The sequence below is a fragment of the Variovorax sp. J22R115 genome, assembly GCF_030317005.1.
Lineage (GTDB): Bacteria > Pseudomonadota > Gammaproteobacteria > Burkholderiales > Burkholderiaceae_C > Variovorax.
On the sequence record NZ_JASZYM010000006.1, the window covers coordinates 206,770 to 222,186 of the forward strand.

Annotated in this window: 15 protein-coding genes; 10 read left to right on the plus strand and 5 right to left on the minus strand. The window is 63.3% G+C overall.

The genetic code is table 11. The features are described 5' to 3' along the window. Positions 1 to 23: 23 nt before the first annotated feature. The 3 genes from QTI04_RS12675 to QTI04_RS12685 form a co-directional block, all read right to left on the minus strand. Positions 24 to 851 carry an alpha/beta fold hydrolase gene (locus tag QTI04_RS12675; RefSeq protein ID WP_286603244.1) on the minus strand — a complete coding sequence of 276 codons (828 nt, stop codon included), beginning with the start codon at positions 849 to 851 and terminating at the stop codon, positions 24 to 26. Positions 852 to 1,147: 296 nt separating this feature from the next. Next, entirely contained in the window at positions 1,148 to 2,173 is a 1,026-nt protein-coding gene (locus QTI04_RS12680) for a LysR family transcriptional regulator (protein ID WP_286615989.1), read from the minus strand. Between the two features lie 144 nt (positions 2,174 to 2,317). Next, complete coding sequence (locus tag QTI04_RS12685) at positions 2,318 to 3,478, minus strand: glutathione S-transferase (protein WP_336621885.1); 1,161 nt, start codon at positions 3,476 to 3,478, stop codon at positions 2,318 to 2,320. A 99-nt stretch (positions 3,479 to 3,577) separates the two neighbouring features. Here QTI04_RS12685 and QTI04_RS12690 point away from each other — a divergent pair, with 99 nt between their 5' ends. Together QTI04_RS12690 and QTI04_RS12695 are read left to right on the plus strand one after the other, a co-directional pair. Continuing rightward, a complete protein-coding gene (locus tag QTI04_RS12690; RefSeq protein WP_286615990.1) occupies positions 3,578 to 4,957 on the plus strand; it encodes an amidase in 1,380 nt (459 codons plus the stop codon). Between the two features lie 28 nt (positions 4,958 to 4,985). Then, positions 4,986 to 5,885 (plus strand): tryptophan 2,3-dioxygenase, encoded by a 900-nt coding sequence (locus tag QTI04_RS12695; RefSeq protein WP_286615991.1) that lies wholly within the window; start codon positions 4,986 to 4,988, stop codon positions 5,883 to 5,885. A 43-nt stretch (positions 5,886 to 5,928) separates the two neighbouring features. Here the strand turns inward: QTI04_RS12695 and QTI04_RS12700 are convergent, their stop codons facing one another. Beyond that, positions 5,929 to 6,360 (minus strand): hypothetical protein, encoded by a 432-nt coding sequence (locus tag QTI04_RS12700; RefSeq protein ID WP_286615992.1) that lies wholly within the window; start codon positions 6,358 to 6,360, stop codon positions 5,929 to 5,931. 278 nt (positions 6,361 to 6,638) lie between these two features. Between QTI04_RS12700 and QTI04_RS12705 the strand changes: the two genes are divergently transcribed. The 6 genes from QTI04_RS12705 to QTI04_RS12730 all read left to right on the plus strand — a co-directional run bounded on the left by QTI04_RS12705 (position 6,639) and on the right by QTI04_RS12730 (position 12,116). Continuing rightward, positions 6,639 to 7,355, plus strand: a complete 717-nt coding sequence (locus tag QTI04_RS12705; RefSeq protein ID WP_286615993.1) for a nitroreductase — start codon at positions 6,639 to 6,641, stop codon at positions 7,353 to 7,355. Positions 7,356 to 7,414: 59 nt separating this feature from the next. Then, positions 7,415 to 8,365, plus strand: a complete 951-nt coding sequence (locus QTI04_RS12710; protein WP_286603022.1) for a ring-cleaving dioxygenase — start codon at positions 7,415 to 7,417, stop codon at positions 8,363 to 8,365. A gap of 45 nt (positions 8,366 to 8,410) precedes the next feature. Beyond that, positions 8,411 to 9,046, plus strand: a complete 636-nt coding sequence (gene wrbA / locus QTI04_RS12715) for an NAD(P)H:quinone oxidoreductase (protein WP_286615994.1) — start codon at positions 8,411 to 8,413, stop codon at positions 9,044 to 9,046. Between the two features lie 138 nt (positions 9,047 to 9,184). Beyond that, the gene (locus tag QTI04_RS12720) at positions 9,185 to 10,096 is read left to right on the plus strand and encodes a LysR substrate-binding domain-containing protein (RefSeq protein WP_286603020.1); all 912 of its coding nucleotides are present in this window, start codon (positions 9,185 to 9,187) and stop codon (positions 10,094 to 10,096) included. A gap of 116 nt (positions 10,097 to 10,212) precedes the next feature. Then, positions 10,213 to 11,331, plus strand: a complete 1,119-nt coding sequence (locus QTI04_RS12725; RefSeq protein WP_286603019.1) for an iron-containing alcohol dehydrogenase — start codon at positions 10,213 to 10,215, stop codon at positions 11,329 to 11,331. Next, positions 11,328 to 12,116, plus strand: coding sequence for a tryptophan 2,3-dioxygenase family protein (locus QTI04_RS12730; protein WP_286615995.1), 789 nt, complete (start codon positions 11,328 to 11,330; stop codon positions 12,114 to 12,116). The genes QTI04_RS12725 and QTI04_RS12730 overlap by 4 nt, the downstream gene beginning before the upstream one ends. A gap of 13 nt (positions 12,117 to 12,129) precedes the next feature. Here QTI04_RS12730 and QTI04_RS12735 read toward each other — a convergent pair whose 3' ends face one another. Next, the gene (locus QTI04_RS12735) at positions 12,130 to 13,323 is read right to left on the minus strand and encodes an MFS transporter (protein ID WP_286615996.1); all 1,194 of its coding nucleotides are present in this window, start codon (positions 13,321 to 13,323) and stop codon (positions 12,130 to 12,132) included. Between the two features lie 146 nt (positions 13,324 to 13,469). Between QTI04_RS12735 and QTI04_RS12740 the strand changes: the two genes are divergently transcribed. Further along, the gene (locus QTI04_RS12740) at positions 13,470 to 14,225 is read left to right on the plus strand and encodes a helix-turn-helix domain-containing protein (RefSeq protein ID WP_286615997.1); all 756 of its coding nucleotides are present in this window, start codon (positions 13,470 to 13,472) and stop codon (positions 14,223 to 14,225) included. A gap of 174 nt (positions 14,226 to 14,399) precedes the next feature. Beyond that, positions 14,400 to 15,401 carry an SDR family NAD(P)-dependent oxidoreductase gene (locus tag QTI04_RS12745; RefSeq protein ID WP_286615998.1) on the plus strand — a complete coding sequence of 334 codons (1,002 nt, stop codon included), beginning with the start codon at positions 14,400 to 14,402 and terminating at the stop codon, positions 15,399 to 15,401. Positions 15,402 to 15,417 lie beyond the last annotated feature (16 nt).

Genomic DNA, 15,417 nt, shown 5'->3' on the forward strand with positions numbered 1-15,417 from the left:
TGGTGACAAGTCGTTGGCCGGGCTCAACCTCGCAGGAAGGCGAGCAGGTCCGCGTTCACCCGGTCCTGCATCGTGGCCGTGAGGCCATGGGGTGCGCCGGGGTAGTAGATTTCCTTTGCCCCCTTGATGAGGCGCGCGGACTTCTTCGCGGAGTCGTGGATCGGCACGATCTGATCGTCTTCGCCGTGCATCACCAGCGTCGGGATGTCGAACTTCTTCAGATCGGCCGTGAAGTCGGTCTCGGAGAACGCCTTGATGCATTCGTAGGCGTTCTTCTGGCCGCATTGCATGCTCCAGAGCCAGAACGCGTCCAGGATGCCCTGCGACACCTTCGCGCCCGGGCGGTTGGCGCCGTAGAACGCCTTCGCAAAATCCTTGTAGAACTGCGAGCGGTCCCCTGCGATTCCGGCGCGGATACCGTCGAACACCTCGATGGGCAAGCCCTCCGGATTCGTTGCGGACTTGACCATGATCGGTGGTACGGCCCCGATGAGCACGGCCTTGGCCACGCGCTTTGTGCCATGTCGGCTGATGTAGCGCGCGACCTCGCCGCCACCGGTCGAATGGCCGACCATGGCGACGCTCTTCAGGTCGAGCGCATCGAAGAGCGTTGCGAGGTCATCGGCATAGCCGTTCATGTCGTTGTTCGATGACGACTGGGTCGAGCGGCCATGACCGCGGCGGTCATGCGCGATGACCCGGAAGCCGTTGCGCGCGAGAAAGTGCATCTGCCCGTCCCACGCGTCCGCATTGAGCGGCCAGCCATGCGAGAAGGTGACCACGGGGCCTTCGCCCCAGTCCTTGTAGTAGATCTGCGTGCCGTCTTTGGTGCTAATGGTGTTGCCGGTCATTGTTGAGCTCCGTTCGGAATGGGTGGTATGTTGCTGGGGAGAAGCGTCGGCCGCGTCGTGCATGCCGAACGCAAGCGTGCTGGTGGCCACGGCTGCACCGGTTGCAATGAGGTTTCGACGCAATGGGTTTTGCAGGGATTTCATGAGATTCCTGGTTGACGAGGGAGAGGTTGAGCGCACGCGTTTCGGAGGTCCGTCACGTTGCGCCGTGGAACAAATCGTAGGTTCGGCCTCTCGACGCCGGTAGATCCGCGAGAGGACCCAGACTGTTGTTGAGTGCGCACCAATGGTGGCCGTCAGGCCACGGCCGCTGGCATGCCAGTCCCTATGCCGAGGTCTGTCAGGCACTGAAGGTCGGACGCACGGATCTGAGTCGTCATGAAGTCGATGAAGACCCGCATGCGCGAAGGCAGGTGCTGGCGACTCAGGTAGCAGATGTAGTGGCCGCGATCGTCAGGTGCATACCGCACCAGGCACGGAACGAGAGCGCCGGAGCGCAGTGCATCGCAAACCAGGTAGCCGGCCATCTGTGCGATGCCATGCCCGTCGAGCACGGCCTGCAGCACCAGGCTGGGGTCGTTGTAGGTGACCTTGGCCGGCGGCTGGAACTTGCGCACCTGCCCATCCACCTTGAACTCCCACTCGTAGAGCCGGCCCGACCCATAGCGAAAATTGACGCATTGATGATGGGCCAGGTCGTCCACGCTCTCGGGTAGGCCGTGCGCTTCCCGATAACCGGGTGAGGCACAGACCAGCATCTGCATCGGGATGATCTGCTTGGCGATGATCTGGGCATCCTCCAGCCGTCCATTGCGAAACGCGATGTCCACACGGTCCGAGATGAAGTCGGTCGGCTTATCGTCGAGGACCAGGTCGATCGACACGTCGGGATAGGCCGCTCGAAACGCGCCAAGCAAGGGCGCCACCACTCGCCGGCCAAACCCAACCGGCGAACTGATCCGCAGATGGCCACGCGGAGGGCCTTCGCGAAGGTCGCGCATCTCCTCGACCGCCTGCACGATCCGGTCCACTCCGGTATGACAATTGGCGTAGAAGAGATCGCCTTCGCGGGTCAGGGTGGTGCTTCGCGTCGTCCGCAGGAAGAGTCGTACGTTCAGTTGGTCTTCGAGCTTCTGGACGCTGCGGCTCACCGCAGAGCGGCCGATACCCAGGCGGTCGGCAGCCCGGGCGAAGCTGCCTTCGGTGACCACGGCAATGAAGGCGACCACCCCGGCGTAGGTCGTGGCAAAACTCGAGGCCAGGGGATCCGCGCGCGACGCAAGCGGGGTCGTTTCGGAAGACAGGACGGCAGAGGATGTCATGTGAGCGGCTCCGTGGGCAGAAGGAGACCAGGGGTTCGATCTCGCGAAAGCCAGTGCGGCTACTTTGCTCGCCGGCTCCTGCAATGACCAGTTAATGCCGGTCAAGGTGTGTTATGGCCCGCTCCTGTCAGTTCTCCCGACGTCTCACAACGCGGCCAAGGCCTCGGAGTGCGGCAAGCTGTCGATCGAGGCCCGGATCGCTTCCTTGCGTAGGGAGGGCCGCTCGGCAAGTGTCTCGAAGTAACGAGCGACGTTGGGGAACTCGTCCCACATCGGCGCCAGGCCGAGATATGCCAGGCGCACCAGGTTGACCCCCCAGACGGCATCCGCAAGGGAGAATGAGTCACCGTCCAGGTACATGGATCGTCCGTTCAGCGCACCGTCCAGGTCTTTCAGCAATTCGCCCACCTGGTTGCGAGCGGCTCGCTGGAATGCCGCGTCATGGCGCACGCTCTGGCCACCGGCTTCCTTCGCGATCTTGGCTCGATAGGCGGCGATCAGTTCAGGCTCATGCGCATTGGCAGAAATCATGGCCTCCAATGCCATGAGCTTGTGTTCGTACACCGTTGCCATCGTCGTCCTGAGTGCATCCGGTCGCCTGTCGTCATCCGGATGGAAGCCGTAGAGCAGCGCGGTGTTCGGGATCCGGTCGACGATGCCGACCTGGCGCATCACCTCGGCCATCGCATCCGGATCCTGCGGAACAAGCTGGATCGTCTCCCGCGACAGAGCATCGAGATAGCAGCAGATCCTCAACGAATCCGCGATCACGCGTCGGCCCTGGTGATCGACAAGCAGTGGCACGACGCACGGATCAAAGCCTTCGGTCTCAACCGAGGTACGCCCGCTGTAGCCCGCGACGAACGGCCGATCCAGTTCCCGGCCAGCGATCAACCGAAGGCGCACATAGGCAGGTGCGTAGTGCTCGGCAGGGATGAGGCCCTCCGATCCCATTGAGCCCAGGATGATCATCTCGTTCGATCGATAGGACAGACGCTTCTCGTGGAGCACCGTCCGCACCTTCTGCGAGCACAGCGAGCTCGCGGCATGGAACAACTCGAATCGCGGATCTGCTTCATCGCCCACGATGGTGGCGCGAGCGGGATCAACCATCGCGGCGCGAGCCGCAGCAGTCATTTCCATCAACGGCCGATCGATCGTCATGACATCACTCTTGATCGCTTGCATGGCAGGTACTCCATCAGGTTCGATGAGCGGCACTCTAGGTTCGCCCACTTCCCTTGAGAAGCCGGCAATCCTTAGACGCAGGTTCCGAGGACGGCGAACGGTCTCACTCGACTTCATCGTCCACGTTCCTGAACGCTGTGTTCCGCAAAGACCTGCACACAGCCTCTGCGCGATGGCCTATCTTTTCGCTTCAGATCTGCCTCGAATCCACAACCTATGCGCCACACCCGTCCGTCCCCCGTCGCAGCCCTGCGCGCCCCCGGCCTTCGCGAGGCGCTCGGCGCGCTCGCGACCCGACGCACAACGACCGTCGGGTTGATCGCTCAGGCGCTCGAATCGGCCGAAGCGTGCAAGCGGAGCGTCAACGCCTTCTCGGTCATCGACTGGGATCGCGCCCTGAAGGCGGCGGCAGACAGCGATCTTCGCTATGCGGAAGGCAGGCCACGCGCGCTCGAAGGGCTGCCCATCGGCATCAAAGATCTGATCGACACGAAGGATGTCGAGACCCGCTACGGTTCGGCGGCCTATCTGGGTCACGTCCCTAGCGCCGATGCGGAAGTCGTAAGGCAGCTTCTGGCGCAAGGCGCCATTCCCATTGGCAAGACCACGACGCATGAGTTTGCGTGGGGTGTCACCACGGCCAGTATTGTCTATGGAGACACGCTCAATCCGCTCGACCGTACGCGTTCGCCCGGTGGATCGAGCGGCGGAGCGGCAGCTGCCATCGCCTACGGTTCTGTCGCGGCCGGCCTGGGCACGGATACGGGCGGGTCCGTCCGGATTCCCGCTGCGCTGTGCGGGGTCGTCGGGTTCAAGCCGACGTTCGACACACTCTCCACGCGCGGCGTGTTCCCGTTGGCCCCGACCCTGGACCATCCCGGCGTCCTCGGGATGAGCGTCGACGATGTCGTGATCCTCGCGCAAGCGTTTCAAATCGAAGTTCCTGACGACGATGCATGGATCTCCGCGCGGTTGGGAGTCCTGCGCGAAATCCCGCCCATTCCCTTGAGCCCCGACATCGCATCCACTTTCGACGATGCGGTGGACTGCCTCGCTGAGGTGTTTGCGTGCGTGAAGGTCAGCCCACCGGGTCTCTTCGATGACGTCTATGGCGCGTTTGCCAGCATCGTCCTGACCGAGGGAACGATCGAACACTTCAGGCGGAACGACTGGGATCGCATCGTCAGCCACTACGGTTCGGAGACCGTCGAAAGGCTGGAACGCGCGAAGACCGTGAACCTTCGCGACTACGCGTGGGCCCAGCAGGCCCGGCGCCGCTTTGCGGCGAACCTGCACGAGCTCATGTCGACGATCGACTATCTCGTCCTGCCGACCTGCCCTTGCACGGCGCCGCTGATTGGCGCGCACGCTACAACGATCGGCGGGTGGTCCGGCAGCGTCCGAGAAGCCTTGATGACCTACACGGCGCCATTCAACGTCGCCGGATTTCCGGCGATCTCGATTCCCCTGGGGTGGTCGGGCACCGCCCTCCCCGCGGCGCTGCAAATCGTCGCCAGGCCGGGCCAGGACGGGGCCCTGTTGCAGATCGCGCAGCAGATGGAGTTGATCCTTCGCGCCGCACCTCGAATGAACTGACACCAAAGCAATCCACAGGAGAGCCATGATGAGCGATACCCCCACCAATGTCGTCGAGAGCCGCGCGTCCACCGGTTCGTTCACCGGGCAGACGCCCTACAGCGCATGGATGCAGACCGACGCACTCCATTCGCTGCAACGCACCGTGAGCGATCACCCCGGCGAGCACGCGTGGATCACGCATGTGCAAGTGTCCGAGCTCTACTGGATGCTCATCATCAAGGAGATCCGGACGGCGCAAGGGTTCCTGCGCGCCGACAACCTGCGCCAGGCTTACCGGACCTTGCTGCGCGTGGTCGCCCATCAGGAGCCGCTCCAGGCCATCTGGCGATCGATCGACTGGATGACGCCAACCGACCTGTTGGCCATCCTTTCGCGCGCGGTGGCCACCTATGGCAAGGACACCGCACTGCAGGGATGGACGTACCGGCAGATGGTTTACCTGCTGGGGATCAAGCAGCCCCAGCACCTTGAGCACTTCAAGCCGCAACCCCAGCGCTGGGCCCAGCTCAACCAGGCGCTATCCGAGCCAAGCCTCTACGACGATGTTCTCGCTTGCTTCAGCCGCATCGGCATGAACGTGCCGAAGGCACTGCTCGAACGCGACCTGAGTGCGCCCTACACGCCCAGCAAGGAAGTCGAGAAGCTTTGGCGTGACATCTACGCCGATCCGGACGGGAACGTCGAGCTTCAGCAACTCGGAGAGACGCTGGCGGACATCGCCGAGGGCTTCAGCCAGTGGAAGCATCGCCACCTGATGGCGACGCGTCGGACCTTCGGCGCGCGGCCGGCCTACTTCGGCACCGAGGGCGTCGCGTGGCTGGTGCCCACGATGGACGAGATTCCGTTCCCGGAACTCTGGTCGGCGCGCACCTTCATCGGAGATCCGCCGCCCGTGTGCCCGCACATGGCCGGTCGAAGAAGCTGACAATGCGAGATGTCGCCACCCTCTTCGCACGTCAAGGCCCTGCTCATCGAGTCTTCGACTCCGTGCGCCGGGGAAGAAACCCCTTCGCGTGGGCCAAGTCCGGCCAGGGCAGCACCGTTTCCCCGGACACCAGCCACTTGCCATTGGTCCGCCGAAGCCTGAGTTCATAGAGCGCCGGGTCCGCGTCGTCGCTCATGCGTCGAAAGAGGATGGCGGTTGCCTCGTCGCCTTGCTCCTCGATGTGCAGGATTCGCTTCTCGGTGGACAGCGGCTTCTCGCCTGCATCGCGGCGGCTTCTGAACTCGTCCATCATCTGCGGCTTCGAGAAGCGGGCGACTTCGCCCTGCGGAGTGAGCACCAGAAAGCCGAGATCCTCGGTGTAGAGCTTCTCCATTTCATCCATCCGATAGTGGCTTCCGGTTTCGGCGAGCACATCGATGAACGCAACGATCTCTGGGTTGTGAGATGGGGACATCACTTTTTCCTTTGCTGAAGATGGGGTGCACGAAGCTCAATTCGCGAGCTCGCCTGAATGATGTCGGGCGTGCAACAAGGTAGACACGCCGTTTCGCGCCACGTGCCCCTCTCTCTTTGGAGCTAGTGCCGCCATCAGCACTGCAGAGCCCGAAGCGGCATGGATCGTTCGCCATTCCCGGACCCTGCGTACAAGCATTGCCGCCTTCTCAGGCGGGCACCGCGTCCCTACGATTTCCTCGCCTTCATCAAAGCGCCACACACCACGAGGAACCCACCATGTCAGCGAACCTACGGATGGAAGATTTCGAACTGAATGCGAGCCCGTTCATTGATGACCTGATCCGCGAGCGGCGCACCAAGCGCGGCTTCCTCGATCGACCCGTCTCGCTCGACGTGGTCCGGGACATTCTTTCGATTGCGAAGTACGCGCCCAGCTCCAGCAACACGCAACCCTGGCGCTGCTACGTCGTGACGGGAAACGCACGCAAGCGCCTCACCGCGGCAGCGGTGGAGGCATTTCGCGCCGGCCCGGAGAAACTGGAGCCCGAGTACCCCTTCTTTCCACAGCCGCTTCACGATCCGTACTCGACCCGCTTCAACACCTTTCGCGGCCAGCTCGGCGATGCGCAAGGCGTCCATCGCAGCGACAAGGCTGGACGCATGCGTGATGTCGAGCGTCAATTCCTCTTTTTCGACGCGCCTGTCGGCATCATCTTCACGATGGACCGGCGCCTCGAATGGGCGAGCTTCATCTGCTATGGCTGCTTCTTGCAGAACATCATGCTGGCCGCCAGGGGCAGAGGCCTCGACACCTGCCCTCAACAGATCTGGTCGCTGCAGTATCCCGTGCTGCGCACCGAGCTCGGAATTCCCGAAGACCAGATGGTGATCGCCGGCATGTCGCTCGGTTGGGCAGACAACAGCATGCCCGAGAACCGGATGTCCTTGCACAAGGTGCAGATGGACGAGTTCACCTCGTTCATCGATGCATAGGCGCGAGCATCCGAAGAGACGCTCCATCGAACAACCCGCTTCATCCAAAGGAAACTCCCATGTCACTCATCAAAGGCTTCCACCACCTGACCGCCTGCGTCAGCGGCGCACAGGAGGACGTTGATTTCTACGTCAAGCTGCTGGGACAAAGTCTCGTCAAGAAGACCGTTCTGCTCGACGGCGAAGAGCCTGTCTACCACCTCTACTACGGCAACCCCCAGGGCGATGCCGGCACCCTGGTGACGTCCTTCCCCTTCAAGCAGAAGGGCGTGAAGGGACGGCGCGGCTCGGGCCAGATCAAGGTGATCAATTATTCTGTGCCCAAGGACTCCCTCGACTTCTGGCGCGAACGCTTCAGCGCCAAGGGGATCGCCTTCGACAAGGACGTCGTCGAGCGCTTCGACGAACGGCGACAGCGTTTCCAGCATCCCTGCGGTATCGAGTTCGATCTCGTCGCATCGGACCGGGACACCCGCCCTCCCTGCTCGGCCAGCGACATTCCGCACGAGGTCGCGATCCGCGGCGTTCACAGCATCACGTTGTCGCTTCGCGAGGTGGCCGAATCCATCATCTTCATGCAGGACGCGCTGGAGTTCCGCTACGCCGGCGAGTCCGGCGCCTATCACCGTTTTGAAACCGCCGACGGCACCCCTGGCACCGTCGTCGAGTTCCTTCACGAGCCCGATCGCTTGCAAGGATCGTCCATCTACGGCGAAGGCACGATCCATCACGTGGCCTTCGCGGTGGACAACGTCGAACAGCAAATGATCATCAAGGAGAAGCTGATGTCGATGGGCCACATCGACACGTCCGAGTCCGTCAATCGCAATTACTTCCGTTCGATGTATTTCAAGATGCCCGGCGGGGTCATGTTCGAGGCGGCCACGACCGACATCGGGTTCGCTATCGACGAGGAGCCTGGTCACTTCGGCGCGGAGTTCCAGCTCCCGCCGTGGCTGCGCGACCGCAAGCAGGAACTTCTCGGACGCCTGGAACCGATCGCGGTCTGAATTCGTCGCCGCGTTTCCACCTATCATCAAATACAGGTCATTCCCATGTCCAAACCCAAAGTTCTCATCGCTTTCTATTCCCGCAACAGTTCGACCGAGCTTCTGGCCAAGGCGGTCGCCGAAGGTGCCATCGCAGAGGGCGCCGAGGTCCGGCTTCGCCGCGCCCGTGAATTCGTCAGCCATGAAGTCATGCGGCAATCTCCCGGCTGGTCGGAGCGCGCCACCGAGATGAACACGAAGTACGAGGCTCCGACGGAAGCAGATGCCGAATGGGCGGATGCCATCGTCTTCGGAACACCGACGCGATTTGGATCGATCTGTGCAGAGCTCAAGGCTTACATCGACACCCTCGGTGGCCTCTGGTTCCAGGGCAAGCTCAATGGCAAGGTCGGCTCGGTCTTCGGCTCGACCTCCTCGAAGCACGGCGGCAACGAGTCGACGCTCCTGTCGATCTACGCGCCGATGGCCCACCTCGGCCTGATCATCGTGCCGCTCGGATATGCCGATCCCGCGATGTTCAAGGCGGGCACGCCCTACGGAGCGACACATGTCTCCCAGAGAGATTCCGTCATGCCCGACGCTGACCATCTCGCCGTGGCCAGCTTCCAGGGAAGGCGCGTCGCATCGGTCGCCCAGGCGCTGGTCCGCGCGAGCGCACGCACTCTGGAGACCGTCGCCTGATCGAGAGTAGGACAGACAGGCCGGGCCCGCTGCCGGACGCGGCCTTGCAGGTCTTGGCGCAGAACGGGACGGTCCATTGACCGCCGCGCCCTTCCGGCGTCATGCTGCGGCCATGCGCCACCTTTCATCAGGCTTCACATGCTGGATCTGAAGGATGTCTACTATTTCGTGCAGGTCGTGGACCGCGGAGGCTTCACCGCCGCCGGCGTCAGCCTTCGCCTGCCCAAGTCGACATTGAGTCACCGTGTTCAAGAGCTCGAAGCGTCCCTGGGTGTTCGCCTTCTCAACAGGACCTCCCGCCAGTTCGGGATGACCGACATCGGCAAGGAGTTCTATCAGTACGCCATCGCGACGCTGCAGAGCGCGGAGGCCGCTGAAGAGGCGGTCCGGCAGAGACTGACGGAGCCGAGCGGCGTGATTCGACTGACCACGGCTGTCGAGATCGCCCAGTTCGCTCTTCGGGATCTTCTTCCCATTTTTCTCAACCGGCACCCGAAGGTCCGTATCACCGAGATTGCGACCGATCGCTATGTGGACATCGTAGGCGAAGGCTTCGATCTCGCGATTCGCGGTCATACGACACCGCTGCAGGACTCTACGCTGGTGCAGCGGGCGATCGCCCACGTTCCGTGGTATCTCTTCGCCGGGCCCAAGTACCTGGAGCAGATGGGCGTGCCCGAACGTCCGGAGGACCTCGCGCAACATGCCACCATTTCCATGGTGCGCAACGGACCGCTGCAGTGGCGCTTGCGGGGACCCGATGGCGCGGAGATCGACATGCCCATCGACCCCAGGTTCCAGAGCAACAACATGGTCGCGCTCAAGGAAGCGGCATGCGCCAACCTCGGCATCGCCGCACTGCCCGGCTACATCTGTCGATCGGAACTGCAGGGCGGTACCTTGCGGCATCTTTTGCCCGACTGGGTCGCTGCAGACGCCCGCATGTCCGCACTGATACCCTTCCGGACAGGATTGCTTCCGGCTGTGCGTTCGCTGGTGGATTTCCTCGCGGTCGAGATTCCTGTCATCACGGCATTCGATCCGCCCTGAACACGCCGGACTCGCATCGTCCACCGGCATGGACGCTACGTCTGAGTTTCGACGGCTTGTGAGCGGGTACTCGAGGCTCTATCTTTTCGATCCTGTTATCGAAAAGGTCGATCGAAATGAATCAGTACAACTGCTTGCCGCAGGACGGTGTCTTCTGGGGCGAACATATTCTGCAAAGCACGGTGGCGCGGCTCGCGGACTATGGGATCGGCCACGCGATCACGTTCACCGTCGAGCCGTTGGCGAAGCTGAACCAGACTCACGTGCAGCCTAATCTGAAGCAAGGCGTCGGCACCTTCACGGACCTGCCCGCGCACGCTCCCGACAGCGCCATCCAGCAAGGGCTCGATGCCTGCGAGCGGGCCGGGGCCGAGTCGATCATTGCCCTCGGCGGCGGATCCGTCCTCGACGCTGCCAAGGCCGTGTCCCATCTCCACCATGAAAGGACCGGGCGGTTCCTTCCGATCGCAGCATTGCCCACGACGCTGTCCGGCTCCGAGTTCTCGCACTACTTCGGCATCACCGAAACGGACGGCGCGCAAAAATTCAAGCGCAGCTACGCTGTGCGCGAGACCACGCCGAAGGTCGTCGTGATCGACCCCGTACTCGTGCTCGATACGCCCCGTGCGCTGCTTCTGTCCTCGGCCGTCAAGGGGATGGATCATGCGGTCGAAGGCATGCGCAAGGTCACCAAGGAGCATCCGCACGCGATCATGGCCGCCAGCGGCGTGGCACGATTCCTCAGAGTGCTCGAGAAATGGCCGAAGGCCACGCAGACCCGAGAGGCCATCGAGAAAGGCCTGGTGACGACCGATGACCTACTGCAACTGCAATTGGCCGCCTGGCAGTGCTACTTCTCCCCCGCCTCGGTCATCTATGGACTGAGCCACCGGATCGGTCACATCCTCGGCGGAACCTACGGCCTGCCGCACAGCGCGACATCCTGCATCACCCTCGCGCCGGTGATCCGGGCCTGCGCGGACTTCTATGGTGAGAAGCTGGAAGTCTTCGCTGCATCGGTCGGAGAGGATGATGTCGCGACGCAGTTGGCAGAGAAGATCTCGGGCGTGGTGAAGACGCTGGGGCTGCCCGATCGTGTCAGTGCGTTCGACCTCGACAAGGCCCGGCTTCCGGAAGTCGCCACGCTCCTGAAGAAGAACTATCCCAACGAGGTTGCCGACCTTGGCGCCGGCGCCTCGGCCAAGCTCGACGCGCTGCTCGAGAGTCTGTGGTGAATCTCGGCAGTCCCCTATCGCAGGGTGACCCGGGAGAATTCGGGTTGATTGTCGCCGCGCAAGTGTCCGAGCTCTGGTGGGCGCTGATCGTCAGGGAACTTCGAACCGCCCAGGAGCAGCTTCGCGCCGACAACCTGACCGAAGCCTCCCGATCGCTCCGACGCGCGGTCACCCATTTCGAGCCTCTGAACGCCACCTTGCGCTCGATCGCCTGGATGACGCCGAACCGCTTGTTCGTCTTGCTGTCCCGGGTTTCAGCCCAGCTTGGACAGGACACGGCCTTTCAAGGCCCGATCCATCGTCAACTGATCGATCTGCTGGGCCTCCAGCAGGTAGACCAGCTGCAGCCGGCACCTTCTCGGTCCCGACGTCGCGAGCGACCGAGTCCAGCGCTCGCCGCCGAGCCCAGCCTTTACGACGATGTGCTCGCCTACCTGAGCCGCATCGGGTTGACCGTGCCGGCGCATCTGCTCGAACGAACAGCGGGGACACCCTATGTGCCCAACGAGACGATCGAGCAAATCTGGCGCGAGATCTACGAGGATCCCTATCCGGACGTTCCGCTGCAGCAACTCGGCGACACGCTCGCGGAGATCGCCAACGCATTCACGGACTGGACCGGCCGGCTCCGAAAGACAACGCGCCGAGCGTTCACCGGTCGTTCGCCAGTGGCCAAAGGTGGCGAGACCTCGGCGCCTACTTTCGATGAGCTTCCGTTTCCGGACCTCTGGCTGGCGCGCGGCTTCATAGGAAGCGCTCCCGAGGCACACCCCCTCCCGGCCTGACGCGCGCGCCCCTTTATCCGTCGACGCGAACGGCTCGCCCCACGGACGCCCCCAGTGCGCACATCACGATGCAGAGCACCACGCAGGCCACGAGCGGTGCGGTCCAGTTTCCCGCGAATTCGTGCAGGACGCCGACGAAGATCGGTCCCACAGCCGCCATCAGATAGCCGATGCACTGCGACATGCCGGAGAGCGATGCAGCGACCTGCTGAGTGCCTGCGCGCAGCCCGACGAAGGCGAGACTCAGGATCAGGGCGGCCCCCATCCCCATTCCGAAAGCGAAGACCCAGAACCCGGCCCACGCGGGCAGCGCCAGCAGGCCCACCAGTGCGCAGCCGCTCAATGCCGGCGAAGCAACGGCAAGCCAGCGCTGGTCAGGCAATCGCTGAAGCAGCGGCACCAACAGCATTGCGGGCACGGCCCCCGCCAGTTGCATCCATCCATGGAGCGTTCCGGCGCGTGCGCTCGAATAGCCTGCGTCGTGCAGCAGCGAGGCCAGCCACGCGATGGCAGCGAAGTGAATGAAGCAGGTCAAACCCAGATAGCCAGCCACCTGCCACGCCAGGCTCGAACGCCATACCGATTCACGCGGCGCTGGCGCCGAAAGAACGGGACTCGAGCGCGTCTGGCTGCGCAACTGGGGAAGCCAAACAAGGGCCGCGATCAGCGGCAGCCCTGCTACCGTCGCCAGCGCGCTTTGCCAGCCGGCGTGCAGCGCGTGTTCAAGCGGCACCGCAAGCGCGGACATTGCGCCCGCGGCGGCGATCATCGCCAGCGCATAGCAAGCTGTCAGCGCGGCCACCTGCCGCGGAAAGTCTCGCTTCAGGAGACTGGGCAGCAGAACGTTGGCGATCGCAATCGCGCCACCGATCAAGCCAGTTCCGACAAACAGCGCCGAGACGGTCCCGGCAGACCGCAGCACGATGCCGCAGATCAACAGCGCCAATGCGCCAAAAATTGCTCTTTCCAAGCCGTGCCGACGCGCGATCGCAGCCGCCATCGGCGAGACCACGGCGAACGCAAGCAGCGGCACGGTCGTCAGCAATCCAGCCTGCGAGGCATTGAGCATGAAGCTGTCGCGGACAGGATCAATAAGCGGCCCGAGCACGGTGATCGGTGCACGCAGGCTCGCGGCAACGAGCAGGATGCCAGTGATGAGAAACGTAGGACGAAGTTGGACGCGCAGCGGGGAAGTCGAGTGAGGCATGCGTTGAAGCTGTTCGGAACGAAACCTCACTCTAGTGATTGCCCACGAGTCTGAATCTGCATGCATCGACGCAAAGTCTTCAAATCCGGTCAAATTGAGTGATGTCGTCGTCAGGTCGGAGCCCATGGACTTTCGAGTTCGATGCGATGGACGCGGCCATCGCTGCAGTTCAGATTCGAACGCAACATGTCGTCGAGGAGTTGGCCACGCATAGGCACCGGCAGGGCCAGCTGGTGATGGTGTTGCACGGCGCCGTGACCTGCGAGGTACAGGGTGCGCTGTGGATGGCGCCCATGCACGGCGGGCTGTGGATACCCGGGGGCGTTCCGCACAGCAATCAGATGACCGCCAACGGCAATGCCTGCTTTCTCTTCGTCGAGGATGGCGCCGTGCAGATGCCGACGACCTGCTGCGCACTGGCCATCAGCCCCTTGCTGCGCGAACTGATCCTCCATCTGGCTACCTTGCCGACAAGGACGCAGCGAAATCCGGAAACCGTGCGGTTGCACGCCGTGCTGCTGGATCAGCTCGTGCGCATGCCGACCGAGACGATGCACCTGCCCGTCTCCGACGAGCCGCGCCTGCGACGGCTCATCGACGCCCTGATGCGGGATCCGTCCGATCGCACCACCGCGTCCCAATGGGCGTCGCGCCTTGCAATGAGCGAGCGCACATTCAACCGGTTCCTTCAATCGGAGACCGGCCTGACGTTCGGACGTTGGCGGCAGCGGCTGCACCTGGTATTGGCCCTGCAGTGGATGGCATCCGGTGCGTCGGTGCAGCAAGCCGCCGATCGCCTGGGCTACGAGACCGTGACCGCCTTCATCGTCATGTTCAAGAAGTCCATGGGGACGCCCCCTGCACGCTATTTCTCCGAGCGTCGATCGCGTCGTGGTGCCTGAGCGTCACGCCGTGGGGTCCAGTGCACCGAAGCGGCAGCCTCTCCGAGCGCGGCGTCAAGCGCGCCACGCCATGTCATGCGCATCCAGGCCCCAGGGCATTGCTGCCTGCCCGGCAACGCCGTGTGGCCTGTTTGGCTGCTACCGCCTCCAAGGGGCGGCCCCTACGATGCCGCCATGCATGAAAAGCAAGCAACCTCGCCTGATGAGGCTGGCGATTCCCGACTGGGTATGACGTCCACCGCTGATGAAGTTCTGTCAGGCATCGACCTTCGCGGGAAGCGCATCCTCGTGACCGGTGTGTCGTCCGGGATCGGCGTGGAAACCGCGCGGTCCTTGGCCGCGCGCGGCGCGCAGGTCATCGGCACCGCCCGGGACCTTGGCAAAGCCGCAGACGCCACCGCGCCGGTCCGTGCCGCTGTGGCCGGCGGCGGCCTCGAACTGGTCGCACTCGACCTGGCCTCGCTCGCGAGCGCGCGCAGCTGCGCCGATGCTCTTGTTCGCGACGGGCGCCCGTTCGATGTCGTGATCGCCAACGCGGGGGTCATGGCGACACCGTTGGGCCGCACGCGTGACGGCTTCGAAACACAGCTGGGTACCAACCATCTCGGCCACTTCGTGTTCGTCAATCGCCTCGCCCCCTTGATCGCCGACGGTGGCCGGGTCGTGGTCGTGGCCTCCGCCTCCCATCGCTCGGCGAACTTCACGCTCGATGATCTGAACTTCGAACGCACCGCGTATGAGCCCGGAATCGCGTATGCGCGTTCCAAGACAGCAAACATCCTGTTCGCTGTTGAGTTCGATCGACGCCACAAGTCGCGCGGCGTGCGCGCGACCGCCGTGCATCCCGGAACCGTCCGGACGGAGCTCGGACGGCATATCGGCCTTGAAGCGATGGATCAGATCCTGCAGCGAATCAGCGTCGACCTGGTGGCACAAGGCCAGCCACCGTTCCAATGGAAGACCGTGCCTCAGGGTGCAGCGACTACGGTGTGGGCCGGTGTCGTCGCGACATCCACTGAGGTCGGTGGCCGGTACTGCGAAAACTGCCACGTGTCCGAGGTGGTCGACCGGGCTGTCAGTCCCGTTGCCGAAGGCGTTTGCTCGTACGCGCTCGACCCGGAAACCGCCAGACGGCTGTGGAGCAAGAGCGAGGAATTGGTGGGTGAGCACTTTTGAATGCCACAGCGCCGAT